Source organism: Segatella copri, from assembly GCF_026015295.1.
Classification (GTDB): domain Bacteria; phylum Bacteroidota; class Bacteroidia; order Bacteroidales; family Bacteroidaceae; genus Prevotella; species Prevotella copri_C.
The window spans coordinates 294,345-318,434 of the sequence record NZ_JAPDUW010000001.1 but is presented as its reverse complement, the minus strand read 5'-3'; the positions used below and the strand labels follow the sequence as shown (position 1 = coordinate 318,434).

The 24,090-nt window shown below is 47.3% G+C and carries 17 protein-coding genes and 1 riboswitch; of the genes, 10 read left to right on the top strand and 7 right to left on the bottom strand.

The window, feature by feature from the left end; all coding sequences use genetic code 11:
- The first annotated feature begins 12 nt into the window (after window positions 1–12).
- Window positions 13–2,544 (top strand): ferrous iron transport protein B, encoded by a 2,532-nt coding sequence (gene feoB, locus ONT18_RS01235; protein ID WP_264903665.1) that lies wholly within the window; start codon window positions 13–15, stop codon window positions 2,542–2,544.
- A 276-nt stretch (window positions 2,545–2,820) separates the two neighbouring features.
- On the opposite strand, the gene ONT18_RS01230 is transcribed toward feoB, so the two are convergent.
- Complete coding sequence (locus ONT18_RS01230) at window positions 2,821–3,993, bottom strand: MFS transporter (protein ID WP_264903654.1); 1,173 nt, start codon at window positions 3,991–3,993, stop codon at window positions 2,821–2,823.
- A 158-nt stretch (window positions 3,994–4,151) separates the two neighbouring features.
- On the opposite strand from ONT18_RS01230, the gene ONT18_RS01225 reads away from it, so the two are divergent.
- From ONT18_RS01225 to ONT18_RS01215, 3 genes are all read left to right on the top strand, one after another.
- Window positions 4,152–5,018 (top strand): SGNH/GDSL hydrolase family protein, encoded by an 867-nt coding sequence (locus tag ONT18_RS01225; protein ID WP_228115171.1) that lies wholly within the window; start codon window positions 4,152–4,154, stop codon window positions 5,016–5,018.
- 369 nt (window positions 5,019–5,387) lie between these two features.
- A complete protein-coding gene (locus tag ONT18_RS01220) occupies window positions 5,388–5,696 on the top strand; it encodes a nucleotidyltransferase family protein (protein ID WP_118190354.1) in 309 nt (102 codons plus the stop codon).
- Window positions 5,680–6,039 carry a HepT-like ribonuclease domain-containing protein gene (locus ONT18_RS01215; protein WP_006846415.1) on the top strand — a complete coding sequence of 120 codons (360 nt, stop codon included), beginning with the start codon at window positions 5,680–5,682 and terminating at the stop codon, window positions 6,037–6,039. Before ONT18_RS01220 ends, ONT18_RS01215 begins: the two co-directional genes overlap by 17 nt.
- Before the next feature lie 175 nt (window positions 6,040–6,214).
- Here the strand turns inward: ONT18_RS01215 and ONT18_RS01210 are convergent, their stop codons facing one another.
- The 3 genes from ONT18_RS01210 to ONT18_RS01200 form a co-directional block, all read right to left on the bottom strand.
- A complete protein-coding gene (locus ONT18_RS01210) occupies window positions 6,215–9,460 on the bottom strand; it encodes a type I restriction endonuclease subunit R (protein ID WP_264903640.1) in 3,246 nt (1,081 codons plus the stop codon).
- Window positions 9,461–9,585: 125 nt separating this feature from the next.
- A complete protein-coding gene (locus ONT18_RS01205; RefSeq protein WP_264903638.1) occupies window positions 9,586–10,806 on the bottom strand; it encodes a restriction endonuclease subunit S in 1,221 nt (406 codons plus the stop codon).
- Between the two features lie 3 nt (window positions 10,807–10,809).
- On the bottom strand, window positions 10,810–12,492 hold the full coding sequence (locus tag ONT18_RS01200) for a class I SAM-dependent DNA methyltransferase (protein WP_264903636.1): 1,683 nt from the start codon (window positions 12,490–12,492) through the stop codon (window positions 10,810–10,812).
- An 848-nt stretch (window positions 12,493–13,340) separates the two neighbouring features.
- Here ONT18_RS01200 and ONT18_RS01195 point away from each other — a divergent pair.
- Window positions 13,341–13,514, top strand: coding sequence for a hypothetical protein (locus tag ONT18_RS01195; protein ID WP_182384224.1), 174 nt, complete (start codon window positions 13,341–13,343; stop codon window positions 13,512–13,514).
- Window positions 13,515–13,602: 88 nt separating this feature from the next.
- Window positions 13,603–14,457, top strand: a complete 855-nt coding sequence (locus ONT18_RS01190) for a TIGR02452 family protein (RefSeq protein WP_264903633.1) — start codon at window positions 13,603–13,605, stop codon at window positions 14,455–14,457.
- Window positions 14,458–14,527: 70 nt separating this feature from the next.
- Here the strand turns inward: ONT18_RS01190 and ONT18_RS01185 are convergent, their stop codons facing one another.
- Window positions 14,528–14,779, bottom strand: a complete 252-nt coding sequence (locus ONT18_RS01185) for a hypothetical protein (protein ID WP_264903631.1) — start codon at window positions 14,777–14,779, stop codon at window positions 14,528–14,530.
- Window positions 14,779–14,890: riboswitch (SAM-I-IV-variant riboswitch) on the bottom strand. (Overlaps the previous gene by 1 nt.)
- A 249-nt stretch (window positions 14,891–15,139) precedes the next feature.
- Between ONT18_RS01185 and ONT18_RS01180 the strand changes: the two genes are divergently transcribed.
- Window positions 15,140–15,553, top strand: a complete 414-nt coding sequence (locus ONT18_RS01180) for a secondary thiamine-phosphate synthase enzyme YjbQ (RefSeq protein WP_006846346.1) — start codon at window positions 15,140–15,142, stop codon at window positions 15,551–15,553.
- Window positions 15,554–15,605: 52 nt separating this feature from the next.
- Here ONT18_RS01180 and ONT18_RS01175 read toward each other — a convergent pair whose 3' ends face one another.
- Window positions 15,606–16,931: an MFS transporter gene (locus ONT18_RS01175; RefSeq protein WP_119228742.1), complete on the bottom strand. Its 1,326-nt coding sequence runs from the start codon at window positions 16,929–16,931 to the stop codon at window positions 15,606–15,608.
- Window positions 16,932–16,940: 9 nt separating this feature from the next.
- Complete coding sequence (locus ONT18_RS01170; protein ID WP_264903628.1) at window positions 16,941–20,723, bottom strand: DUF4922 domain-containing protein; 3,783 nt, start codon at window positions 20,721–20,723, stop codon at window positions 16,941–16,943.
- Between the two features lie 136 nt (window positions 20,724–20,859).
- On the opposite strand from ONT18_RS01170, the gene rlmN reads away from it, so the two are divergent.
- Genes rlmN through ONT18_RS01155 form a run of 3 tightly spaced genes read left to right on the top strand, consistent with a single transcriptional unit; the run spans window position 20,860 to window position 23,986 of the window.
- On the top strand, window positions 20,860–21,927 hold the full coding sequence (gene rlmN / locus ONT18_RS01165; protein ID WP_118253805.1) for a 23S rRNA (adenine(2503)-C(2))-methyltransferase RlmN: 1,068 nt from the start codon (window positions 20,860–20,862) through the stop codon (window positions 21,925–21,927).
- A 17-nt stretch (window positions 21,928–21,944) separates the two neighbouring features.
- Complete coding sequence (locus ONT18_RS01160) at window positions 21,945–22,880, top strand: DUF4837 family protein (RefSeq protein ID WP_264903626.1); 936 nt, start codon at window positions 21,945–21,947, stop codon at window positions 22,878–22,880.
- A gap of 8 nt (window positions 22,881–22,888) precedes the next feature.
- Entirely contained in the window at window positions 22,889–23,986 is a 1,098-nt protein-coding gene (locus ONT18_RS01155; RefSeq protein ID WP_118079016.1) for a PdxA family dehydrogenase, read from the top strand.
- Window positions 23,987–24,090 lie beyond the last annotated feature (104 nt).

The window sequence follows — 24,090 nt, the reverse complement described above, 5'->3', positions numbered from 1 at the left end:
AAGGAAAGATATATGAAATTATCAGAACTTAAAACAGGTGAAAGCGCCGTTATCGTCAAGGTATCAGGACACGGTGGCTTCAGAAAGAGAGTCATCGAGATGGGATTCATCAAGGGCAAGAAGGTAGATGTACTCCTTAACGCCCCACTCCAGGACCCAGTGAAATACAAGATTATGGGTTACGAGGTGTCACTCCGCCACAGCGAAGCAGACCATATCGAGGTGGTTTCCATTGATGAAGCCAAGAACGATGCAAAGCTCAGCAAGGCGGAAGAAGAAGACCGCCAGCAGGTAATTGACTCAAAAGTAGTAGATTCCAACGATAGCGACGAGCAGGCGCTCGGCGACAAGATGCTCGTGGCTGAAAGAAAAGACAATGCCAGCAACGAAGCCCTGGCTGAACAGGAAGCAGAAAGACTCCACCGCGTCATCAACGTGGCACTGGTGGGAAATCCAAACTGCGGTAAGACTTCCCTCTTCAACTTTGCTTCGGGTGCTCACGAACGCGTTGGAAATTATAGTGGTGTAACCGTGGATGCCAAGGTGGGCGAAGCCGATTTCAACGGCTACCACTTCAATCTGGTAGATTTGCCGGGTACCTATTCCCTCTCGGCTTATTCGCCAGAAGAACTCTATGTGCGCAAGCAGCTCATCGAGCATACGCCGGATATCGTCATCAACGTCATCGACACCAGCAACCTGGAGCGCAATCTCTATCTCACCACACAGTTGATAGATATGCACATCCGCATGGTCTGCGCCCTCAATATGTTTGATGAAACCGAGAAGCGTGGCGACAACATCGACTACGACAAATTGGGCGAACTCTTCGGTATCTCGATGATTCCTACCGTCTTCACCAATGGCCGAGGCGTGGACAAGCTCTTCGAGACCATCATCGAACTCTACGAAGGCAAGGAAGATTCCAGCGCTCACTATCGCCATATCCACATCAACCACGGACATGAGATAGAGCACGGCATCGAACATATCCAGAAATATCTGAAGGCAGATGATTCCATCCGCCAGCGCTACTCTACCCGATACCTCTCTATCAAGTTGTTGGAGAATGATAAGCACGCCGAGGAATACGTAAGCCATCTGAATTCAGCAAAGGAAATCTTCACAGCCCGTGATGAGGCAGCCAAGCGTGTGAAGGAAGAGACCCTGGAGGATAGCGAAACCGCCATCATGGATGCCAAATACGGTTTCATTCATGGCGCATTGCAGGAAGCAGGCTATGAACCGGGCAAGGCAAAGGATACCTATCAGGTAACCCACCTCATCGACAGAATCCTGACCAATAAATATGTAGGCTTCCCTATCTTCATCCTGCTGCTGTTCATCATGTTCTCAGCCACCTTCGTACTGGGCGAGATTCCTAAGGGATGGATTGAGGACGGCGTGTCATGGCTGGGCGAATTCATCAGTACCACGATGCCGGACGGACCGGTGAAGGACATGCTGGTAGATGGTGTGATTGGTGGTGTAGGTGCCGTGATCGTGTTCCTGCCACAGATTCTGATTCTGTATTTCTTCATCTCTTATATGGAGGATTCGGGATATATGGCTCGTGCTGCCTTCATCATGGATAAGCTGATGCACAAGATGGGGCTGCATGGCAAATCATTCATTCCGCTGATTATGGGATTCGGATGTAACGTACCTGCCGTGATGGCAACAAGAACCATCGAGAGTCACCGTTCGCGTCTGATTACGATGCTGATATTGCCATTGATGAGCTGTTCTGCTCGTCTGCCAATCTACATCATGGTCATCGGAACATTCTTTGCCATCCAATACCGTTCACTCATCATGGTATCGCTCTATCTCATCGGCATCTTCCTTGCCGTGATATTGAGCCGCATCTTTGCCAGTTTCGTGGTGAAGGGCGAAGATACCCCGTTCGTAATGGAGTTGCCTCCTTACCGCTTCCCTACCTGGAAGGCGATAGGCCGACATACCTGGGAGAAGGGTAAGCAGTACTTGAAGAAGATGGGTGGTATCATCCTTGTGGCAAGTATCATCGTATGGGCTTTGGGTTATTTCCCTCATAATGAAGAACTTGATACCCAGGCACAGCAGGAACAGAGCTATATCGGCAGAATCGGTAAGACCATCGAGCCTATCTTCACCCCACAGGGTTTCGACTGGAAACTGGATGTGGGCTTGGTTTCCGGTGTGGGTGCCAAGGAGATTGTAGCCTCAACAATGGGCGTGCTCTACAGCAACAACGACAGTTTCTCTGATGATCAGGATTACAACGATGAAGACGGAAAATACGAAGTCTTGAAGAAGCAGATGACTTCCGACCTGAAGAAGACCTACGGTTACAGCGATGCCGAGGCAGCAGCGAAGGCAACGCTCACCGCCTACTGTTTCCTCCTCTTTGTATTGCTCTACTTCCCTTGCATCGCCACCATCGCTGCCATCAAGGGCGAGACGGGCAGTTGGAAATGGGCAGGCTTCGCCGCCGGCTACACCACGCTCCTGGCATGGGTAGTATCAGCCCTGGTCTTCCAGATAGGATGTTTGTTTATCTAATCAAGGTGTCTGCTTTAAGAAAACAAACAAAGAGAGCGCACAACACCTGAACGACAGCCGCACAACAGCTGAGCGACGCTCGCACAACACCTGTTGTGCAAGCGCACATCAGCTGTTGTGCGGCTTACTATATAATATATCCAGAAGACTTATTCTATATATCTGAAAGACTTCAAGTAACTGTTTGGAAGATTTTAGTCATATACTAGAACGTTATCAGTCATATACCTGAACGACATCAATCATATCATTAGAAGACATCAACCGTTTCCTTATTCAGGATAATCTCTTTCCTACCTTTGCGGCAACAAACGCTATCATCAGACCCAGGCAGGCGGCAATGCTGATGGCAATGCGGAGACCGGTAGCCTCAGCAAGCCATCCGATAACCGGAGGTCCTACAAGGAAACCGAAGAAACTGATGCTCGAAACGATAGTAATAGCGATGCTCGCCTTGATGGTTCCCAATTTTCCGGCGATACTGTAACAGATAGGAACCGACGAAGAGATGCCGAAACCTACCAGCAGGAAACCCAAGGTGGCAGGAATGAGATAAGGCAAGGCAGCAGCCAGCCACAAACCGCCCAATATCAAACCACCACAAACCTTCAATACTCTGGCTGGGCCGTATTTCGTAACAAACCCATCAGCCATGAATCTACCCAACGTCATCGCACCCATACCAGCCACATAGCCCGCACGGATAAAAGCCTCATCGGGTTTTACTACTGATGAAAAATATACGCTACTCCAATCGTAAACGGTACCTTCACAGAACATGCCGGCAAATCCCATCAGTCCCAAAAGGAACAGAATCGGGTCGATGGTCTTGAAAGAGAACTTCGGAACATCCTCCTCTTCTGCTTTCGCCATGGCATCATTAATCAGAAAGCGGAAACCGACAGCAACGATGAGAATACTCAGAACCAGGATAGTTCCAAAGTGGACATCTATCGGGAGCAAAGTATTGGCAAAGATGGCACCAATGATACCACCGGAGAATCCACCCAGACTCCACAGACCATGAAACGACGACATGATGTTGCGCCCATACATCTTCTCTACCAGACATGCCTGCGTATTGGTGGCAATGTTCATCAGATTCGCCATCATTCCGAAAGCAATAAGACTCAAAATCAGATGAAAAACCGTAGTACTGCTACCGATGCAGAAAAGAACCAGAACATAGAGCACCTCAGAGAGAACCAGCATCTTCTTGCTGCCAAATCTACTCACCAGGATACCTGAGAAAGCCATCATCAGAAGTTGGCCGATAGGAATGGCGAAAAGCACCGTTCCCAACTGGCCGTTGCTCAGATGCAACATCTGTTTTACATCCGGAATACGGCTTGCCCAACTGGCAAACACTACTCCCGGAACAAAATAATAAGCCGCAACCGCCACTCGCTTGCGCGCCAAATCACTTAAATTACTCAAACTGATTGTCATCCTTAATAATATACCTATTATAAATACTCATTTCTATTAGCGGCTGCAAAATTACAAAAAAAAACAGAAAAAGACTGATATTTGAACAATAAATGTTGCGCCGTTTGGGATTTTTGCCGTACCTTTGCACTCAGAAAAGAATTAAAAACAAACTAGCAATGAAGAAACAAACAATGATTACCCTGGCACTCGCCTTGACTTTGGCGATGCCAACCCTACCCGCCTTCGCCCAGAAGGCGATGAGCAAGAAAGAAATTGCCGAAAAAGAAAAGGCTTTCAAGAACCTTCAGCATCCCTGGAAGGGAAAGAAAGTGGCTTACTTCGGCGACTCCATCACCGACCCTAACATCAAGGCATCAAAAGTAAAATACTGGGGATTCCTGCAGGATTGGCTCGGCATCACCCCTTACGTTTATGGTGTGAGCGGCAGACAGTGGAACGATATTCCCCGTCAGGCAGACCAACTGCAGAAGGAACATGGTGATGATTTTGATGCCATCCTCATCTTTATGGGTACCAACGATTACAACAATGGTGTGCCTGTAGGCGAATGGTACACGGAGACTTTCGACAGCGTGAGAGTAGCCCGCCACAAGCCAAGCGAAATGGTACAGCGCCGCCACCGCCACTTCAGCATGGACAAGAATACATTGAAAGGCCGCATCAACATCGCCATGTCGAAGTTGAAGCAGATGTATCCTACCAAGCAAATCGTGGTGATGACTCCTGTGCATCGTGCTCTCTTTGCCAGTGGTGACAAGAACATCCAGCCAGATGAGATGTACGAGAATGCGCGTGGCATCTTCTTCGATGAATACGTGAAAGCTATCAAGGAAACAGGCAATGTCTGGGCAGTTCCGGTCATCGACCTCAACTCCCTTTCCGGTCTCTTCCCTCTTTACGATGCTGGTGCGCAGATGTTTAACAAACCGGATACCGACCGTCTTCATCCTAATGATGCCGGCCACTCCCGCATGGCAAAGACCATCATGCAGCAGCTATCAGCATTGCCTTGCGTCTTCTAGAAATCCGCATCATCATTTTCTGCCCGCGTACATGAGCATCCATACCCACGTACACGGGTATCCGTGACCACGTACGCGGGTACGAATGACCGAGACGATGAGCAAAGATACCCGAGGTAGTTGGGCAAATTTGCCCAACGCCTCGGGCACTAGCGGGCATTGCCTTAGCGTGACTTTTCCTGATTTCAGTAGACACTTTTTTACTTTATAGACTAGAAAGGTAGACAGTATCTATTTTATAAAACAGAAATAGTAGACACTCTGCCTTCACTAAGCAATAAGGCTTAAAAAGTTCACTTTTTCTATAAAAAGTTTGGAAGAACCGATAAAAAAGATTATATTTGCAACATAAATCAAATTGTATCGCTTATGCTTAGCAAGAATGTACAAGAAATGATACCAAAGATACAGCAGTATCTTGCTAGCCAGCCCATAGAAAAGGCTTGGCTGTTTGGTTCATGCTCTCGTGGTGAAGAAACTCCAAAGAGCGATGTTGACTTGTTGGTTAGATACCAAGACAGTGACTCCATATCCCTGTTCGACATCTCAGGAATCATGGTAAACCTCAAAAAGATTATCAAGCGCCCTGTAGATTTAATAGAAGAGGATTGCCTTCTTCCTTTTGCATCAAAATCAGCAAACCGAGATAAAATATTGATTTATGAGAGAAAAAGTTAAAGACAAAGGAAGGCTTGAACATATTCTCCAAGCTTGCAATGATTTACTTGCCTCAAAAGACAAGTACACATTTGATGCAGTTAAGGACGATCCAATTATCTTTTATGGTTTCGTCAAGTTAGCAGAAATCATAGGTGAAGCCTCTTATATGCTTACCAAAGAATTTCGAGCAAAACATACAGAGATTCCATGGGAGCAAATGATAGGTTTAAGGCATGTTTTGGTGCATGGATACTATACAATAAAGCCCAAACAGCTTTGGAATATCATAGAGAAGGATATACCTGTTTTGATGCCACAAATCAAACAACTGCTTGATTCTGAGAAGTTTACAGAAGAATAAGCAAAAACAAGGCGTGGCAATAGGTGGCAATAGGTGACAATAAGAATACGTCTTATTGCCACCCATTTCTTTCTGTGTCTCAATTACTTACAATCTGCGTGGCAGATGTGGCAATAAAATAGAAAAACTTTTTCTATATACGCGATGTAACATAGCCATCAATAATAGCTATTTATCACGCCACCCAACCATATCCTTGTACTGCCATATCCACAAAATGTTCAAATAGCAGATGAGTTTTGTCATTGAACGACATACGATCATAGCTCATCGGCAAATCTTCATTGAGCGAGGTCTGTATCAAGGCTAACACTTGATGTCTTGGTTGTTCATCCTTATACCAATCCACCACCATCACCTTGTCCTTCTCCTCCAATAACTTTTTATAGAGGTTCTTGGAGGCAAGAATCACTTTTTGCTCCTCAGCCTTGGTAAGTTTCCTGCCAGAAGTCAACATATCGTAGATTTCCAACTCTTCTTCCTTCAATCCTATATCCGTGGAACGAGATTGCTCCTTCTTCAGTTCTTCCACCAGCTGAAGCAATTTTTCATAGTAATCCTCATTCTCACTTCCACCGGCATTATACTTGTCGATGATGTTCTTGTATCGCTCAGAGAACTTTACACGAGTACAATTTCTGTTAATCATCTGCACCAAAGTTTGCTCGATGAAACTACGCAGGTCTTCAACCTCCAAAGCCTTGTAAGGAGTGGCGTTGAGTTCCTTTCGGAGAGCCTCAACGTCTATCTTGCTCAGGTCGATGACTTTGCCTTGATGAATCATGTATCCCGGACGAGGATGGAGTTCATCCGCCGCCATAGAACCATCAGCCAAAGAGCCTGGCATTCCCACCATTACAGATGAAACGCTCTGATCTAGCGTCTCAGCCATACGCTGCTTTGCCCTGCGCAACTTCTCATCGTCTATCTGGTTACAGAACAAGCCGTTCAAGTATGCTAACGGCGCAAACTTTTCATTGTACCAAGCACGTTCAAATATCTCAGGCTTCGCTGCATCATATAGATTCATCAGGAGATTGGTGAGAACCTTGAATCGGTCTTTCCATTCGTCTTTCTCTAAGATGCGGTTGTATGCCTTACGGAACATTTCCAGCTGGTCGAGGGTATTACCTTCGGCAATAATGCCATCAATCTTGACACCAAGCGACAGCAAGAACCCATCACATTCCACGATTGTTCGGTCGATATTCGCTATCAACAGCCCGATATCCTTAGCAGGATAATCCATATCATCACCAGTGGATGCATAATCAGAAAGAGCTTGCTGCATATACTTAAACACGTTGACGTAATCGACGATGATGCCGCAGGACTTGCCTGGGAACACACGATTGGCTCGAGCAATAGCCTGCATCAAGGTGTGTCCTTTCATCGGTTTATCAAGATAGAGCGTAGAGAGTGACGGAACATCAAAACCTGTGAGCCACATGGCACAGACGAAGACCAAGCTTAATGGGTCATCCTTGTCCTTGAACCTATCCTCAATATCTTTGCCATCGGCAGTTATGGCCTCCAACTTTTTGCGATGAAGAGTAATGTCAAGCCCTTGGGCTGCAAACTTTCCTTCCTCGCCGTCCTCCTTACTGATAACTACAGCCATTTCCACCTTGTTCATATAGGCAAGCATAGCGTTTATCTTCTCTCGCTCCTCCCGTGTCTTAGCTTCGTTGCGTTCCTTCACCAGAGCCTTCTTCTCCTCTGCCCAATATTTCTGCACCTTGTCATACATTCTTACGGCGGTGTACTTATCCACACTTACAACCATACCTTTCCCCATGAATCCACGACGAGGGAAATGGTGGGCAATGTCCTTGGCTATGCGGTCTAAGCGTTCCTCACGCTTGATTACTTCCAAGATGCGAGAGGAAGAATTCTCTAAAAGCTCCTTCTCCCGACCATTGAGGTTTTCTTCTTCGCATATCTGGTCGATATCAGTATCAAGCCAGTTGTTGGTCAATCCCACCTCCGGCACTCTTCTGCTATAAAAAAGCGGCACGGTACTACCATCCTCGATGGCTTGGGCGAAATTGTATTCTGACACATAGTCGCCAAACCACTGATTGGTTAGTCTCTTACTTCCCAAGAGCGGTGTACCTGTAAAGGCGATGTAGTTGGCATTCGGAAGTCCCGTATGCATATTCTCGGCAAGCTGCTTGTACTGGGTGCGATGCGCCTCGTCCACCAAGACAAAGATGTCATTGCGGTCGGAAAGGAGAGGGTATTTTTTGGTCTTGTCGTACTGGAATTTATGTATCAGCGTAAAGACCATCGGCTTATTAGTTCTGAGAAAATCCCTCAGCTGAGTGGAGTTCTTAGGTTGGCACTCTTCCTTGTTGCCAATTACCTCTGTACGCACGAAAGTCTTGTGAATCTGATCATCCAAGTCTTCACGGTCGGTAATCACAAGGAAGGTAAAGTTACCATGCAACTTGCGTTTTACCTTTCTCACGAACATCACCATTGAATAACTCTTGCCCGAGCCTTGGGTGTGCCAGAACACACCAAGCTTGCCATTCAGCGACTCTCTACGCTCCACACTCTTCATCAGATTGTTCACGCCGAGATACTGGTGGTTCTTGGCGATGATTTTGATGCGCTTGTTATCAAAAAAGATGAAGTTCTCGATATAGTCGAGGAGACAGTCCTTGCGGAAGAGACCGTCTATCAGGTTCTGAATGCTCAGTCCGTGTTCGGCGATTTGCACACGGTCGAGTTTCTCTTTTTCATTATCCACACGCAGCCACTCGAAGAAAAATTCATAGCGACTGTTCCAGGCACCTATCTTGGTTTGCAAACCGTTGCTCAACACACAGATTTGGTTGAAGGAAAAAATATTCGGGATGTCCTTGCGATAGCTGGTGAGGTTTTTGTTATAAGATTCCTCCACCTTGACGGTCGAGTTCTTCAGTTCGATGAATACCACAGGCAATCCATTCACGAAGAGCAGCACGTCGGGACGGCGATAGCGATAATGCCCTTTTATCCACATTTGGTTGACGCAATGGAAGTCGTTGCGCTCGGGATGGTCGAAGTCGATGAGTCGCACAATGTCGAAATCCTCCTTGCCGTTCTTGCGAACAGGCTTCTTGATGCCATTGCGTAGCTGGTTGTAGAGCTTATAGTTGGTTTCCACCATATCCGTGGCGGTATAGTCCTTGCGGAAATCCCTGAGGATGTCTTGCAGCACACCCTCCTCCACCTGTGGGTTCAGTCGTTTCAATGCAGCGAGGAACACATCGGGCAGAATACACTCCGATGGATTGGCACGACCTGTGGTGGAGACATCGTCCTGAGCCTCCACTCGTGCGTCACATTCTATTCGCTTCCATCCGTATTCGGGAAGTGAAAGGCGATTGCAAATCGCCTGCTCTATATCGTCTTCACTGATAAATGACTTCATATTGCTATTACGTTTTATCGTTTTGTTACTATGTTAGCCTTTTTGATGAAGTAGTACTTCATTGCCCTCCGAAGTAGTACTTCATTGTGGTGTGGATTGAAGTTATACTTCGTTGGCACTTGAAGCTATACTTCAAGTTTGCCCGACATCAAACGAGGGAGAAGGAGGTCTCGCTGGCGAGCAAGGTTTTGGTTCATTTCATGCAAACTTAAGATTTCTTGAAAGAAACCTTTTGCTACCTCATTATATCTCTTTATCAAATCCATATTTCCCTTAAACTTGATATTGCCAATCTGCTCTGGACTAATATTAGGTTGAGCACTACTTGAATTTGCCAAATTCATAATATCTTGCACCATAATATCTTGTGCAAACAAACAGTACAAAAAAGGAAGGTTCTCTATAGGATTATCTCCATTAAAGAATTTACTCAATCGCTGATTAGTATATATAAGACCACGATGCTTTGGTACAATACTGATTTTACCGATTGTCGCACCTGTCAAAGCAATCGTTAAGTCCCCTTCTCTCAATATAAACTTTTCCGCCTTTTTACAATTGTCTTCTGAGACATAAGATAAATCAGAAGTATCCATAAGAACACCCCCTATATCCTTTATCTTGGCAACCCTACATCCAGCATCCGTAAACCATTCGCTCTTAAAAGCAAAACCTGACTTTACATTTGACAATTCGTTGATTTTGATTATACTCCACCCTTTCGACAAGCCATTCTCCATTTCAACCTTTTCATGTCCAGGGAAGCGAAAGCGGACGAACCATTCTTTATATAGATTCTCTGCCATTTTCTCCAAAAGACGAATACGCTTCGTGTTGTTCTCTATCAGAGTATCGTATGTGGAGAGGATGGAGGCTATGCGGTGCTGGACTCTTTTATCCTTAATAACAGGAATACGAATACTTGAAAAAGAAGATTTAGAAACATTCTCTCTACCTGAAGTTGTACCAGAATCCAACTTCTTCAACTGCGGTAGAACACTATATTTTACATTGTAAAAAACGTATTCATTATCATATGAATCTTTTGGAATTATAGCATTTATCGCTTGATTCACAAACAAATCTGTATGAGCATAAGTCATCTTCTTGCCAATACTCCCAATTGTCACAACACATGTCGAACCTTTAGGCACTAAACTTTCGTTGTACTTCTCAGCAGCCAACTCAGAATACATCTGTTCTGTAACTAATGTACATTTTGTACCAAGAGAAATATCTGTAGCCTTTATAAAAGGCATATAATCTCCATAATATTCGGGCTTACTCGTAGGCGGAGTATTTCCTGTTATGATTCGACCTATATCTTTTAATCTAACATACTCCATACCCTATTCCTCCCCAAACAATTCCACGATATTCTTTCCAATCTCCTTTTCCAGCTGACCAGCCTCAGTACTGAGCTGTTCGAACTCACCATTGAGCGAGAGCATTTCTTGGTGGAACTCCTCTTTCGTCATTCCGTCATCCTCTATTACTACTCCCACATATCTTCCAGCATTAAGACTCCAGTCATTGTCCTCAATTCCGTCTTCACCAGCAATCTTCGCCACCTTGCACAAGCCGATGACATCACGATACTTTCCATCAGGCCAACGTTCAAGAAGCCAATCTACCTCCTCTTGCTTACCAGCTCTCTTGTACTCATCAATCAAAGCCCAGAAAGCCTCGCTGTCTCCCTCGTAGAGACGAGTGATGATGCCGAGGTTCTTGATTTGCTCTTCGCTGAACTTACGGTGGGCACGATCCACTTGCGTAAAAATGTTGCGAGCATCAATAAAGAGAATTTCATCCTTCTTGGTACGCTTTTTATTGAAAAACCAAAGAGTAGCAGGAAGGGTAACAGTGGAGAACATGTTGCTTGGAAGAGTAACCATTTGAGAGATGATACCATCCAGTATCATCTTCTTGCGTATCTCCAACTCACTGCCGCCCGCATCGCTTGCCGAGTTAGCCATGACGAGAGCAGCCTTGCCAGTCTCATTCAGAGCCGTGGCAAAGTATCCTATCCACAGATAGTTGGCATTCGGAACTGTTTCTGTCTTATCACTGTTTTTCTTGGCAGACTTGGTCTTGTTACGAGGAATACCATAAGTTTTGAATCGAGCATCATCGCTCACCTTGCTAACCAATACTTCATCAACATTAAATGGAGGATTCGCCATTACATAATCAAACTTGCCAAAAGCGTCATAAGGGTCGCTATAGTACGAGTTCGCCTCAATGATTTCTCCACGCACATTGTTGAGCAACAAGTTCATCTTGCCCAACTTTCCCGTATCAGGATCTTTCTCCACACCATAGCAACGGAAGTGCATCAAGTCTTGGTTGGTGGCATTGTGACGGTGCATGTATCGAGCAGCTTGCACGAACATACCGCCCGAACCACAAGCTGGGTCGAGGAACTTCCTGTCGCCAATGACAGGATGAATAACCTCCACCATATATTGAACCACCGAAGGAGGGGTATAGAAAGCTCCACCACCCTGTCCTTCAGCCAAGGCAAAGTTACCGAGGAAATATTCGTAGATTTGCCCAAAGAGATCTATGTTGATATTCTCTGGAATATCCTTGAAGACACGCACGATGCGGCTCAATAACTCAGGATCTTCCTCTGGCACCAGTTGCCCATAGACCTCCTTTGGCAGGACATTCTCCAATTTTGGATTCTCTCGTTCGATAGCCTCCATCGCCTCTTTCACGAGCACCGCCTTGTGGGCTTCATCAGGCGCATCATTTATTGTATCGAAATAAGCACATTCAGGAAGATAGAATCCGCACTTCTGCACAGCAATGTCCTTATAGCTGCGCTCCATGCGAGTACCTTTGAGAACTTCATATTCCTTGTCAATTTCCGCTTTATGCTGTTTGAAAAGCACATCAGCATAACGGAGAAAGATAAGACCAAGGATAGGTTGACCATATTTGTTTGGTGCTAAATGGGCACCCGCACGCAGCATATCAGCCGAGTGCCAAAGATTATCTTTTAGATTTTTCAGTTCAATGTCTGTCATAAAGTTTACTTTTAATTCCATATACGACAATAGAGACAAGGAATTAAAAGCATTAATTCTTCGCCGCTATAAGGAAACAATGAGCGTAAACTTTATCGGATGTGCAGGTCACAGATGTAAATACCTTATTGGGAAGAGAGCATAAGAAAGGCGTAAGCCTCACTTATCAGTCTCTAAGGTATTTGGCGTGACCTCTCTGCATAGATAAGTTTAGCTCACGCCTTATGAGCGTGAGCATTCACTTTTTACCTATTATACAGATGTCTATTTCAATCGCCAAATTTCAAGAGACTCCAAATAATCGTAAACGCTTTGTATACTAATATGTTATATGTCTAAAGTTTTATTCTTTCTGTTTCTTATTATTCTATTTTATTTGTTCAACTTATGTTACAAGGGAGCAGCCACCTGCGGCAACCTCTCCCCTTTCGAGGGCAAAGTTACAAAAAATAAATGAAATATGCAACTTAATACCTCAAAATATCTTTTATCGAGTAAATTTTACTTGAAGCATCAAAGGAGAAATACTGGTCATCCATAATCAAATAATCCTCTCTCTGCTTCTTACTCAGACTCTTAATATCGGGAAACATAGATATCGGTACTATCACTTCTCGACCATCAGATATGCAAATTGAAGCTCATTTTTTCCAATCAGTGATTGGAAAATGTTTTGGAAAGCCTTATAGAATCTTGTTAAGTTCTATAAACAACTCTTAGCAAATCTCTTGCTATATGTATTATTAATAGAACAAATACACATTTTTTATATAAAAGTTTGGAGAATACAAAGAAAACTTGTAATTTTGCAGCACATATAATAAATTAATTAATAGGAGGACATAAATATGGCAACAGCAATAAAAGCAATCCCTACTTTACATGGCGAAGATGCAATCCGCTTTCGTGAGGAAATGGAAGCAAACGAAAGAGCATTTCTTTCAAGATCAAAAAGGGATAGAAATAAAGACCCCTTTGTTATAAAAATGAGAGAAATGTTACACAAATCTGGATTAAGATAATTAAGAAATACCAAACTCATGTATTGTAACTTATTGGCAGAAGATTAATGAAGTATTTAAAGATACTTAGCTTAAAACAGAAGAATTCATGATAAACGACAGAAGACAACTGGCTGACGTGTATCAGCAAACTATAGATATTGTACTGGAGGGACATTACACCTCTGAGAATGGGGAGGAAGTGAAACAGCTCGACAACACGAAGATGCTGAGGGGAAGCAGATTCTATACCAAGCCACTGGATGCTTCAAACATACCTACCCTTGCAGATAGTTCCACCAAGATTATCGTGAAGAATGACGACAGCATTCATTGCGGTCATCTGTTGCAACAGGAAGGATACAATCCCGTGGTTCTCAACCTGGCAAGCCGTCGCAACCCGGGCGGTGGAGTGAAGAACGGAAGCCGGGCTCAGGAGGAGAGCCTCTTCCGCAGCACCAACCTCTTTCTCTCTATGTATCGTTATGCAGAATATGCCGAGGATTACAGTTTGGAGAAAAGCAAGTTCCAATATCCGATGCCTGTGAGATTCGGAGGCATCTATGTGCCAGATGCTACCGTGTTCAGAGCTGGAGCTAAGGATGACTTCGCCTTGCTCGATACTCCTTATTATATGTCGTTCGTGGCAGTAGCTGCCATCAATTATCCTGATTTAGATAGAGATGGGAACATCTGCGAAGAAGATGCCGCACTGACGAAAAACAAAATGAGGACGATGCTGCGCATCGGTTTGCTGAACGGACACGACAGCATCGTACTCGGTGCATTCGGTTGCGGCGCCTTCCACAATCCTCCGAAACATATCGCAAGACTTTTTCACGAAGTCATCGACGAGAAGGAGTTCAAGGACAAGTACAAGCTCATCGCCTTCGCCATCCTTGAAGACCATAACTCGCCAAGAGGTGGAAACCTGCAACCCTTCATCGAGGAATTCAAGTCATAAACTTCCACAGATTTGGCTTTCCCTTCGGCCGCCGATTTTCAATTCACAGATTCACACAGATGGGGCTTGATTAGCAGTAATCAATGCCCCGTTTCTCGCACTCACCCCGCAGGGCGGCGAGGAAGTAGCTGCGTTCGCTGCCCCAACCACGAACCTTGCGCTCATGATCTATGGTCTGCTTCAAACGCTCATCGCTGTATGCAGCAAAGCGGGCTGCATACTCTGAAATTCTTGACTCGGCATAACCTGCATCAACAGTTGAAGACTCGGCATTAGCTGCCATTACATTCTCATTGTTCTTTAAATCTGAATTTGGATTCATAAAGATAATTATTTTAAGTTGTTAAACACTTACACATTCTTTTACCACCGTGGTTATCTCTATGCGAAACTCGGTTGGTGTGCCACAACTGGGCAACTCTTAATGCTTGATTTCGGGTGCAAAAGTACATCATTATTCTGAAACCACCAAATTTTTTCGGGATTATTTTTCCTGTTTTTTTCCTTCTTCTAAAGAAGAAGTTTTTTCGGGGTAGCAGATAGTAAGGAAGAGAAATCCTTTAATGGTTAAACTTTCCTATATTTGCATTATAATAGTATTATAATAATAAAATTATAATTACCTTTGTAAATTGACAATCAGAAAGATACAAACAATTGAAATATAAAAACAAAGAAGAATATGATACAGCAAGTAGAATTTTCATTGCGCCCACTTCCTCGCGGCTTTCACCTCGTAACCAACGAGGTGATGAGGAACTTGCCGGCGCTGCCTAAGACGGGGATACTGAATCTCTTCGTAAGACATACCAGTTGCGGATTGTCGCTGAACGAGAACTTCGACCCGGATGTGAGACATGACTTAAAAGGTATCTTCGAAAGACTGGTTCCAGATGGCGACCCAAGGTATCTGCACCAGGATGAAGGACCTACGGATATGTCGGCGCATGCCAAATCGAGCATGGTAGGTGTATCGCTCACCATTCCTATTACCAATGGCAGATTGAACCTTGGTACATGGCAGGGGATTTACCTCTGCGAATTCAGAGAGGGAGGCGGAAGCCGACACCTCATCGCAACGATTATCGGGGAATAAAGATAAAAACGAGGATGTTCGCACATCCTCGTTTTTACGTTAACATAATCATTTATTCTATCGCGTCCAATTCCGCTTCATCCTCTTCCTTCTCCTCTTTCTTTCCGAAATTAGGATCAATCTTCAGGAAAGCAGTAACCAGGAAGGTGATGGCGCAACATGCCATCACGATGATAAAGAACATGCGGTAACCTACCATATCCTTCAGATATCCAGAAACCATGCCCGGCAGCATCAATCCGAGATAGGAGATGCCCGTACAGATGGAATAATGGGAGGTCTTGAACTTTCCCTGACTGTAGAACAGCATGTAGAGGGTAAGAACCGTGAAGCCCAGACCATACCCCAACTGCTCGACAAAAAGACAGCTGGAAACCACGATGAGGTTGCTGTTGAGCGAATAACTCAGATAGATGTAAACCACATCAGGCAAGGTGATGGCGCAAACCAGAGGCCAGAGCCATTTCTTCATTCCATCCCTGCTCACCAGAATACCACCAAGAATTCCACCCAGCAGCAAACCTATCAATCCCACAGTACCATTGGCAAAGCCATATTCCTGAGGTGACAGTCCCAGTCCACCCTGCGAATTAGGACGGAGGATGAAGGTCTTGGTCATGGTGTTCAGAAGCGCTTCAGGGAATCGGTAGAGCAAGAGAAAGAGCATCACACAGACGGTTTCACCCAATCCGAACTTCACGAAGAAGGTGCGGAACATGTTCTTCAGTTCATGAGCAACTTCACCCACCGTTCTGTCGGTCTGCACATCATCCTTCGGGCGCGGCATGAAGCGGCTGTGATAGAGCCACAAACCGATGAAGATACCTGCCAGTCCGTAAAAGATAAGCGCCCATGAGAAGCGAATCTGGTTGCGGAAGAGAACCTGAAGCACACCTGCCAGCATCACCAGAAAACCATTCACAAAGATGATGGCGAGACGGTAGAAAGTATTTCGCAAGCCTACAAACTTAGTCTGCGTATGTTCATCCAGCTCAATCATGTAGAAACCATCTGCCGAAATGTCGTGGGTGGCACTACAGAAAGCGATGAGGAAGAAGAAGCACATCGTGGCCTGGAACCAGAAGGCGGTAGGCAGCGAGAAGGCGATGCCGGCAAGGGCAGCTCCGATGAGAGCCTGCATGGTGAGCACCCACCAGCGCTTAGTCTTCAGCAAATCTATGAACGGACTCCACAAGGGCTTGATGACCCAGGGAAGGGCGAGCCATCCGGTATAGAGACCCACCTCAGCATCGGTCAGCCCCAACTGCATGTACATCACCACAGAGAGGGCGGTTACGATGACGTTGGGGAGTCCTTCGGCAAAATAGAGGGTCGGAATCCATGCCCATGGACTCCGACTGTTTTTCTTTGTTACCATTTTACATCACTATTTATAAAGTTTCTTGATTTCAGCACCCTGATAGTAGTGCAACAGGATGGCATCATAATGATAACCCTGCTCGCCCATCACGGCAGCACCAATCTGGCAGAGGCCTACTCCGTGCCCCCAACCGGCTCCGATGAGTTCAAAACGCTGAGGCACTCCCTGTTCATCCTTATCATATTTATCCACCACGAAGGCTGAACTCAGCAGATGACTGTCGCTCAGCGTACGGCGGATTTCGAGTTCCTTACCGATGGTAAAGGTCTTCTCGGTTCCGATGATCTGGAGTTTGCTGATTCTTCCACTCTTTCCGCGCTCCACGGCCTTCATGTCAAGGATGGCACCCAGGTCCATCTTCAGTTTGTCGGCGATGAGCTGCTGCAACTTCTCCTGGCTGAGCGTTTCCTTCCAGCGGTAGAAATTGACGGTTTCCTGATCATAGTCGTTGAGCACTTCTGACAGGATTTTCTTGTCCTGCGTGTTGCAGAAAGCTGGCGGATTAAAGCGGATCCATTTCTCAGCCTCTTCCTCATTGGTCAGATTAGGCAGTGTATGTTCCACGCCCAGGGCGATGTCGCGAACCGCCGTGAGATAAGTCTTCGGCGTGTTCTCCCAGCAATACTGGAATTCCTCGGTTATTCCGCCGCAGCATTTCGAGAATCTTGCATCGCAGATTTCTTCGCCGTCCATCAGAATCTGTCCCTTAGTCTGGCGGATGGCTTCAGCTACATGGGGCGATGTTTCCTTGGTGATACCCTGGTAGCGCTGGCAGTGGTCGTCGGCACATACATCAAAGAGGGTGTGGTCTTCGCGGTCGTACCAGCGGATGAGCGTATCTTCCTTCTTGGTGAAGGAGAAGAAGTTGTTGCCGCTCTCAGCCACCTCTCGGCGCTTCTTCATCTGTGCCAGGAGCCATGAACGGGAGATGACGGCGTGCGCCTTCAGGAGTTCGAGACTCGAAGTGGCACTCATCTCACTGCTGATGACGCTCTCCAGATATTTCTCTACAGGCAACTCATTGATTGCCACAATCTTATCCGATTCTACCACAAAGCGGAGCGTGCCCAGAAAGGTTTGGGTTTCCTTGCGCTCCCAGTGGAAGTTGACACCGATGGTTACGTCGCTCAGCGAAAACGAGGCGTCGGCACTCTGCGGATGGAAGGTAAGCTGGCTGTACTGGTTGCCGTTCCAGAGCACACCGCCCTCTGAGAATTCTACCACCTGTTCGCCCAGCACCTTTTCGCCCTTGGCAAGATAAGGTTTGTTGAGCGAGAAATGAATCTTCTGCGCACTCACGATGCCCACCGTTACGTCGGGCTGCTTACCTTTATTATATAAGGTGGAAGAGGCTTCGGCTGCATCCTCGGCATCCTTAGATGCCTTCAGTTTGGCGATGATGGCGTTCATCTTTTCTTCCGAAACGCCACATTCCTGCAGCAGCGAGAGAGCTTTCTCCTCGGTCAGCTTTCGGAAATCTTCCTCACGAGGGGTGATGATGAGTCCGCTCATATCCAGTGCTCCCGGCGAAACCACAAACTGGGCGTCGCCTTCGGCAAAATAGGCTTCCGGACGGTGCTTTTCTCTCGGAATGACCACGCTGATGAATTCCTCGCCCTTGCGCCAGGAGATGATATTCATCATCGGTTCGGTTTCGTCGCCACGCTGAGGCATTGCCTTGTAGAGACGGCGGAAGAGGGCCTCATCGCTCTCAGCACTCTTCGAGATGATGACGAAGGCGGGAACGATGAAGTCGCGAACCACAGAGATTTTCTCCTCATCATTGAGAGAGATGATGTCGGTCAGGTTGCGGGAGAGACGCTGCCAGTTGGTCTGAAGAGGAAGGATGCCGTTGGTTCCTGCCTGGAAATGAAGATGGTCTGGAGCCGATGCACCACACTTCGGACCGTTGTAGAACACCATCAGGTCGCTGTGCAGACTGATGAAGCGGTGCATCTCGCCGTAGTTCTTGTAGATGAGCTGAGGCTGATGCTTGCGTGCCGGAATGGTGAAGTGGACTGGCAGAATCGGGAACGGATTCACTAGAAGATGGAATTTCTCGTCTATCTGCTTCGACATCTGTTCCTTAGGACGGTTTTTGTCGCAAAGGAAACAAGGGCGCTCGCCCAGGGTTTTCTTATCTATCTTGGCGCCCGTACTTACGATGCGGGCTGGGTTCCACTGCAGTTTCAGCTGGTCGGAGAACTGACGAGTTTCTACATGCTTGAGGTCGCGGAAGCGGTGGCGCGCATCGGTCCAAACCTCCAGCTGACGGTTGAAGAAACGCGAGATGCTGCTGTCTTCCATAATGTCGGCCTTGCCCTGCAGCAGGTGCTGACGTGCCTTCAGTTCCATGGTGCGCAGGCGGTCCTTATACAGGTTGTTGGCGTTCACCTTCTCTACGCTAAGGGCTGCATCGCTGTTACCTCCCCAGCGGCGGCAGAGGTAGAGTTCGTCGTAGATTCTGCCGATGCGGTAACGGCGCGAAAATGCCAAGCCGAGCGCATAATCCTCACCATACGAGGTGTTAGGAAACTGGATCTGTCTGACCAGCGGAGTGAAGAAGGCGCGCGGAGCACCCAATCCGTTGATACGCAGCGCATTGTTGCATCCGTTTTCATCGGTCCACTCCTTGTGGTCTATCAGTCCCGGTGGCAGGGTATTGAGGTCGAAGTCGCACATGCGGTACGAGCCGATAATCATGGCTGCCTTCTGCTTGTAGAAGGCATCTACTATCTTCTGGAGTGTCTTTGGTGAAGAATAGAGGTCATCGCTGTCAAGCTGTACGGCAAACTTTCCGCAGAAACTGCTGTTGATGGCTTCGTTCCAGCATCCGCCTATTCCCAGGTCAGTTCTCTCCGGCACAATCTGTATCAGGTTGTCGGCTTTAAGTTCATCCAGTATTTCGCCGGTGCGGTCGGTAGAATGGTTGTTTACCACGATGACGTTAAACTTGAAGTTGGCCTTCTGTCCCAGCGCACTCTTCACGGCATCAGCCACCGTCTTTTCGCGGTTGAAGACGGGGATGATGACAGATGCCTCGTATTCAAACTCCTGCTCACCGAAGTCGGGCTGGCGGTAGAAGGTGGTGTCTATCAGGGCGCCCACCTTGCCCAGATGCTGGGTGCATGCCTTTTCCATCTCAATCTGAACCTCGCGGTTGCGCGGGTTTACATAGTCAAACTGCTTCTCGCCGCTCTTACGGGTGTCGAGTTCGGCTTCTGAATAGAGGAATTCGTTGAGATGAAAGATTTCGCCCACGCGGCTCAGATAGAGACGGAGGTCGTAGAGGGCGGCAAACTGATACTCTTCGCGGTCGGGTTGGGCGATGTAGTCGGCCAGCGCCTGTGCCTTGATGCACCAGAGGCTTCCAAAGTCGAAGTCATCTCGCAAAGAACCTGACTGGTAGTCAATCACCGGATGTTTCTCCATTTTGCCTTCCACCATCTTGTAGTGGTCGGCGTAAACCATGACGGCATCCGTATCATCTGCCACTCTGAGGAATCGCTCCAGCGTGTTGTTTCCCCAGCCTATGGTGGTGTGGCGGGTACAGATCATCACGTAGTCGGCATCTGTATTTTCAGCGATGCTGACAATAGTGTTACTGCTTTCCAGGCGGTCGGTGATGACAAACGTACATCCTTCGGGCACCTGATGATGAGCAGCAAAATCAGCACTCACCAGGAAGTGGATATGCTGTACAGTCTTGTACTCATGAAGCACCGACAAGGCTTTCTGCGCATCGTCGATGTATTCGCAAGGCAAGAAAAGGTCTATTTTTTCTCTCATTTTCTTACGTTATTTTTGTTCACTTCAGCCCTTTTCGGGGGGCTAAATCTGTGTTTTTTATCTTTATTTTATCTTATTATATTAAAATATGTGGCAAAGATACTAATTTTTCGGCAAAAAACACTATCTTTGCAGTATGAATAATGAAAAAAAATATCTTTTGGGCCTTACACTTGCCGAATTGAAGCAGGTGGCAAAGGACTTAGGCATGCCCGCCTTCACCGGTGGGCAGATGGCGAAGTGGCTCTATGAGCAGCATGTGAAGAGCATTGATGAGATGACCAACATCTCTAAGGCGAACCGTGCCAAACTCGCTGCCGAATACGAAATAGGATGCTTCGGATATTCCGATGCGCAACATTCGGTGGATGGTACCATCAAGTACCTCTTCCCTACCCGAAGCGGCAAATTTGTCGAGACGGTTTACATCCCAGACAAAGACCGCGCCACACTGTGCGTTTCTTCGCAGGTGGGATGCAAGATGAACTGCCTGTTCTGCCAGACCGGCAAGCAGGGGTTTGAGGGCAGCTTGCCTGCAGGCGACATTCTGAACCAGGTTTACTCGCTGCCGGAGGTGGACAAGCTTACCAACATCGTGTTCATGGGTCAGGGCGAGCCGATGGATAATCTCGACAATGTGCTGCGCGCCACAGAGATTCTCACCGCCGACTACGGCTGGGCATGGAGCCCGAAGCGCATCACGGTAAGTTCGGTGGGCGTGAAGAACAAGCTGAAGCGGTTCCTGGAAGAGAGCGACTGCCATGTGGCCATCAGCATGCACGACCCTATCCCTTCTGAGCGCGCTGAACTGATGCCTGCCGAAAGGGGCATGGGCATTGAGCAGGTAGTAGAACTGCTGAGGAACTATGATTTCTCTCATCAACGCCGCCTGAGTTTCGAATACATCGTCTTTAAGGGCGTAAACGACAGTATGCAGCATGCCAAGGCCATCATCAAACTGGTGAAGGGACTTGACTGCCGCTTCAACCTGATCCGTTTCCACCAAATTCCAGACATTCCTCTGCAAGGTGTGGATGATGAGAAGATGGAGCAGTTCCGTGATTACCTCACCCAGCATGGTGTCTTCACCACCATCCGTGCCAGCCGCGGCCAGGACATCTACGCCGCCTGCGGTCTGCTCAGCACCTCGAAGAAAATCGGAGAAATCCGTGAGCACGAGGATGAAGAGAAGATGAATAAGTAAGGAAAGGTGGGGGAAAAATGGTTAGAGAATCTTTAAAGATCCTACTTGCCGGCTGTCTTTTGTTCCTTTTTCTGGCAAGTTGCAGCCCGGGAAGAGGAAGAAACAGAAAACTGCCCAAGAGCACAGGACAGCCTTACGAGGTGGTGCTCGAGGGAGATACCGACAGCATCGTTACGAAGATACTGACGGAAGAGGTGCCTGCCCTGCCCCAACCCGAACCGCTCTGCCGGCTCATCCAGGTTAAGAAGGGCAAGATCCACGGCAGCTACCTGCTCGTAAGAACTCGCATCGTAGTGAACATCCCGGCAGCGGAATTCTCAGTCAGGCTGAGCCGCAACGAGAATGCTTCACCGCAGACTGTCATCCGCATCTCTGCCCGCTCGCTGCAGCAACTCAGAGAGAAACTCAACCCCGAGAAACTGCGCCAGCTCGTAGATGAGACTGAACTGGAGCACCTCGCCTCCATCATCTCCACCAACCCGAGCAAGCAGAACCGCGAGATGCAGCAGCTGGTAAAGAAGAACTTCGGCATCAGCATGAACATCCCTGCCGAAATGCAGGCCAGCAAGAAGGCGAAGAACTTCATCTGGATTTCAAACAACGCCAGTTCGGGCATGAAGAACCTCATCCTCATGAAAGTGAAGAGGGAAGAACGAAGAGGGAAAGCCAATTCTGATGCTTTTCCTGCTCAAGAGAAACAGCAGATTGACAGCATGCTCCGCACAAACATGCCCGGCGAAACCGACAGCATGTACATGATAATCCCGGTCCTTTCTGAAAAAGGACTCTGGGAGATGAAGGGCGATGCCATGGGAGGCCCCTACGCGATGAGGCGCATCCGCCTGAGAAAAACGGGGGATGAAATCATCATCATCGGCTTCGTCTATGCGCCCGAAATGAAAAAGAAAATATTAATCAAGCAGCTAGAAGCTGCGATTTCTACTATAAAATAAAACGATAAATGGACAGCAAAAAGATTAGAGTGGCCATCACTCACGGAGATACCAACGGTATCGGATACGAACTCATTTTTAAGGCATTCAGTGAGCCAGAGATGTTGGAGTATTGTACCCCTATCATCTACGGTTCGCCTAAAGTGGCAGCTTATTACCGCAAGGCGATGAATCTGCCTGCCCAGTTCTCCATCATCCAGAAAGCAGAAGATGCTGAAGACGGAAGAATCAACCTCCTGCCAGCCGTAGACGAGGAGGTAAAGGTTGACATGGGCATGCCTACTCAGGAATCGGGTACGGCAGCCATCAAGGCACTTGACCGAGCCATGACCGACTACCGCGACGAGCTCTTCGACGTGCTCGTTACCGCACCGGTAAACAACCAGAACGCACAATTTGAGGGCTTCCAGTTCAAGGGCCACAAGGAATACATTGAAACTTGCCTGGGCGAAGGTGCCAAGGGCCTTTCCATCCTCTGCGGCGGCGACCTTCGCATCGCATCCGTAACCGGAAAGACTCCGCTCAAGGACGTGCCGGCAGCTATCACCCAGGAACTCATCATCGAGAAGGTGAAGCAGATGCACACATCACTGAAGCGAGACTTCATGATTACCAATCCGCGCATCGCCGTGCTCGCCCTGAATCCTAGCAACAACGGTGAGGAGAGCTGCGGACCAGAGGAAGCCAGCATCATCATCCCAGCCATTGACCAGCTTGCCGAGCAGAAAATACAAGCTTTTGGTCCTTACCCTGCTGACGAGTTCTTCGGCAACGGTCATTTCGTAGAGTTCGACGGCATCATGGCCATGTATCATGATCAGGCTACTACCCCGTTCCATTCTCTCTACACCGAGGATGGCGTACTCTTTACTGCCGGTCTGCCACTCGTGCACACCGCCGCCAACACCACTCCTAGCTACAGCATCACGGGCTGCAACGAAGCCGATGCACTCTCCTTCCGCCACGCCATCTACTTGGCGCTGGATGCCTTCTGCAACCGCGAAGACTATGATGAGGCCTACGAGAATCCACTGCCTAAACTCTACCACGAGAAGCGTGACGAGAGCGAGAAGGTAAGATTCTCCATCCCTAAGAAAAAGGGATAAGAGAAAGATTCCCTATTCCCGAGAAAAAGCGGAATAAAGAAAGATTCGGGAGGGCAGATGACGCAAAAAAGGCAAATCTGCCCTGTAATCAGACCTCCCGAACG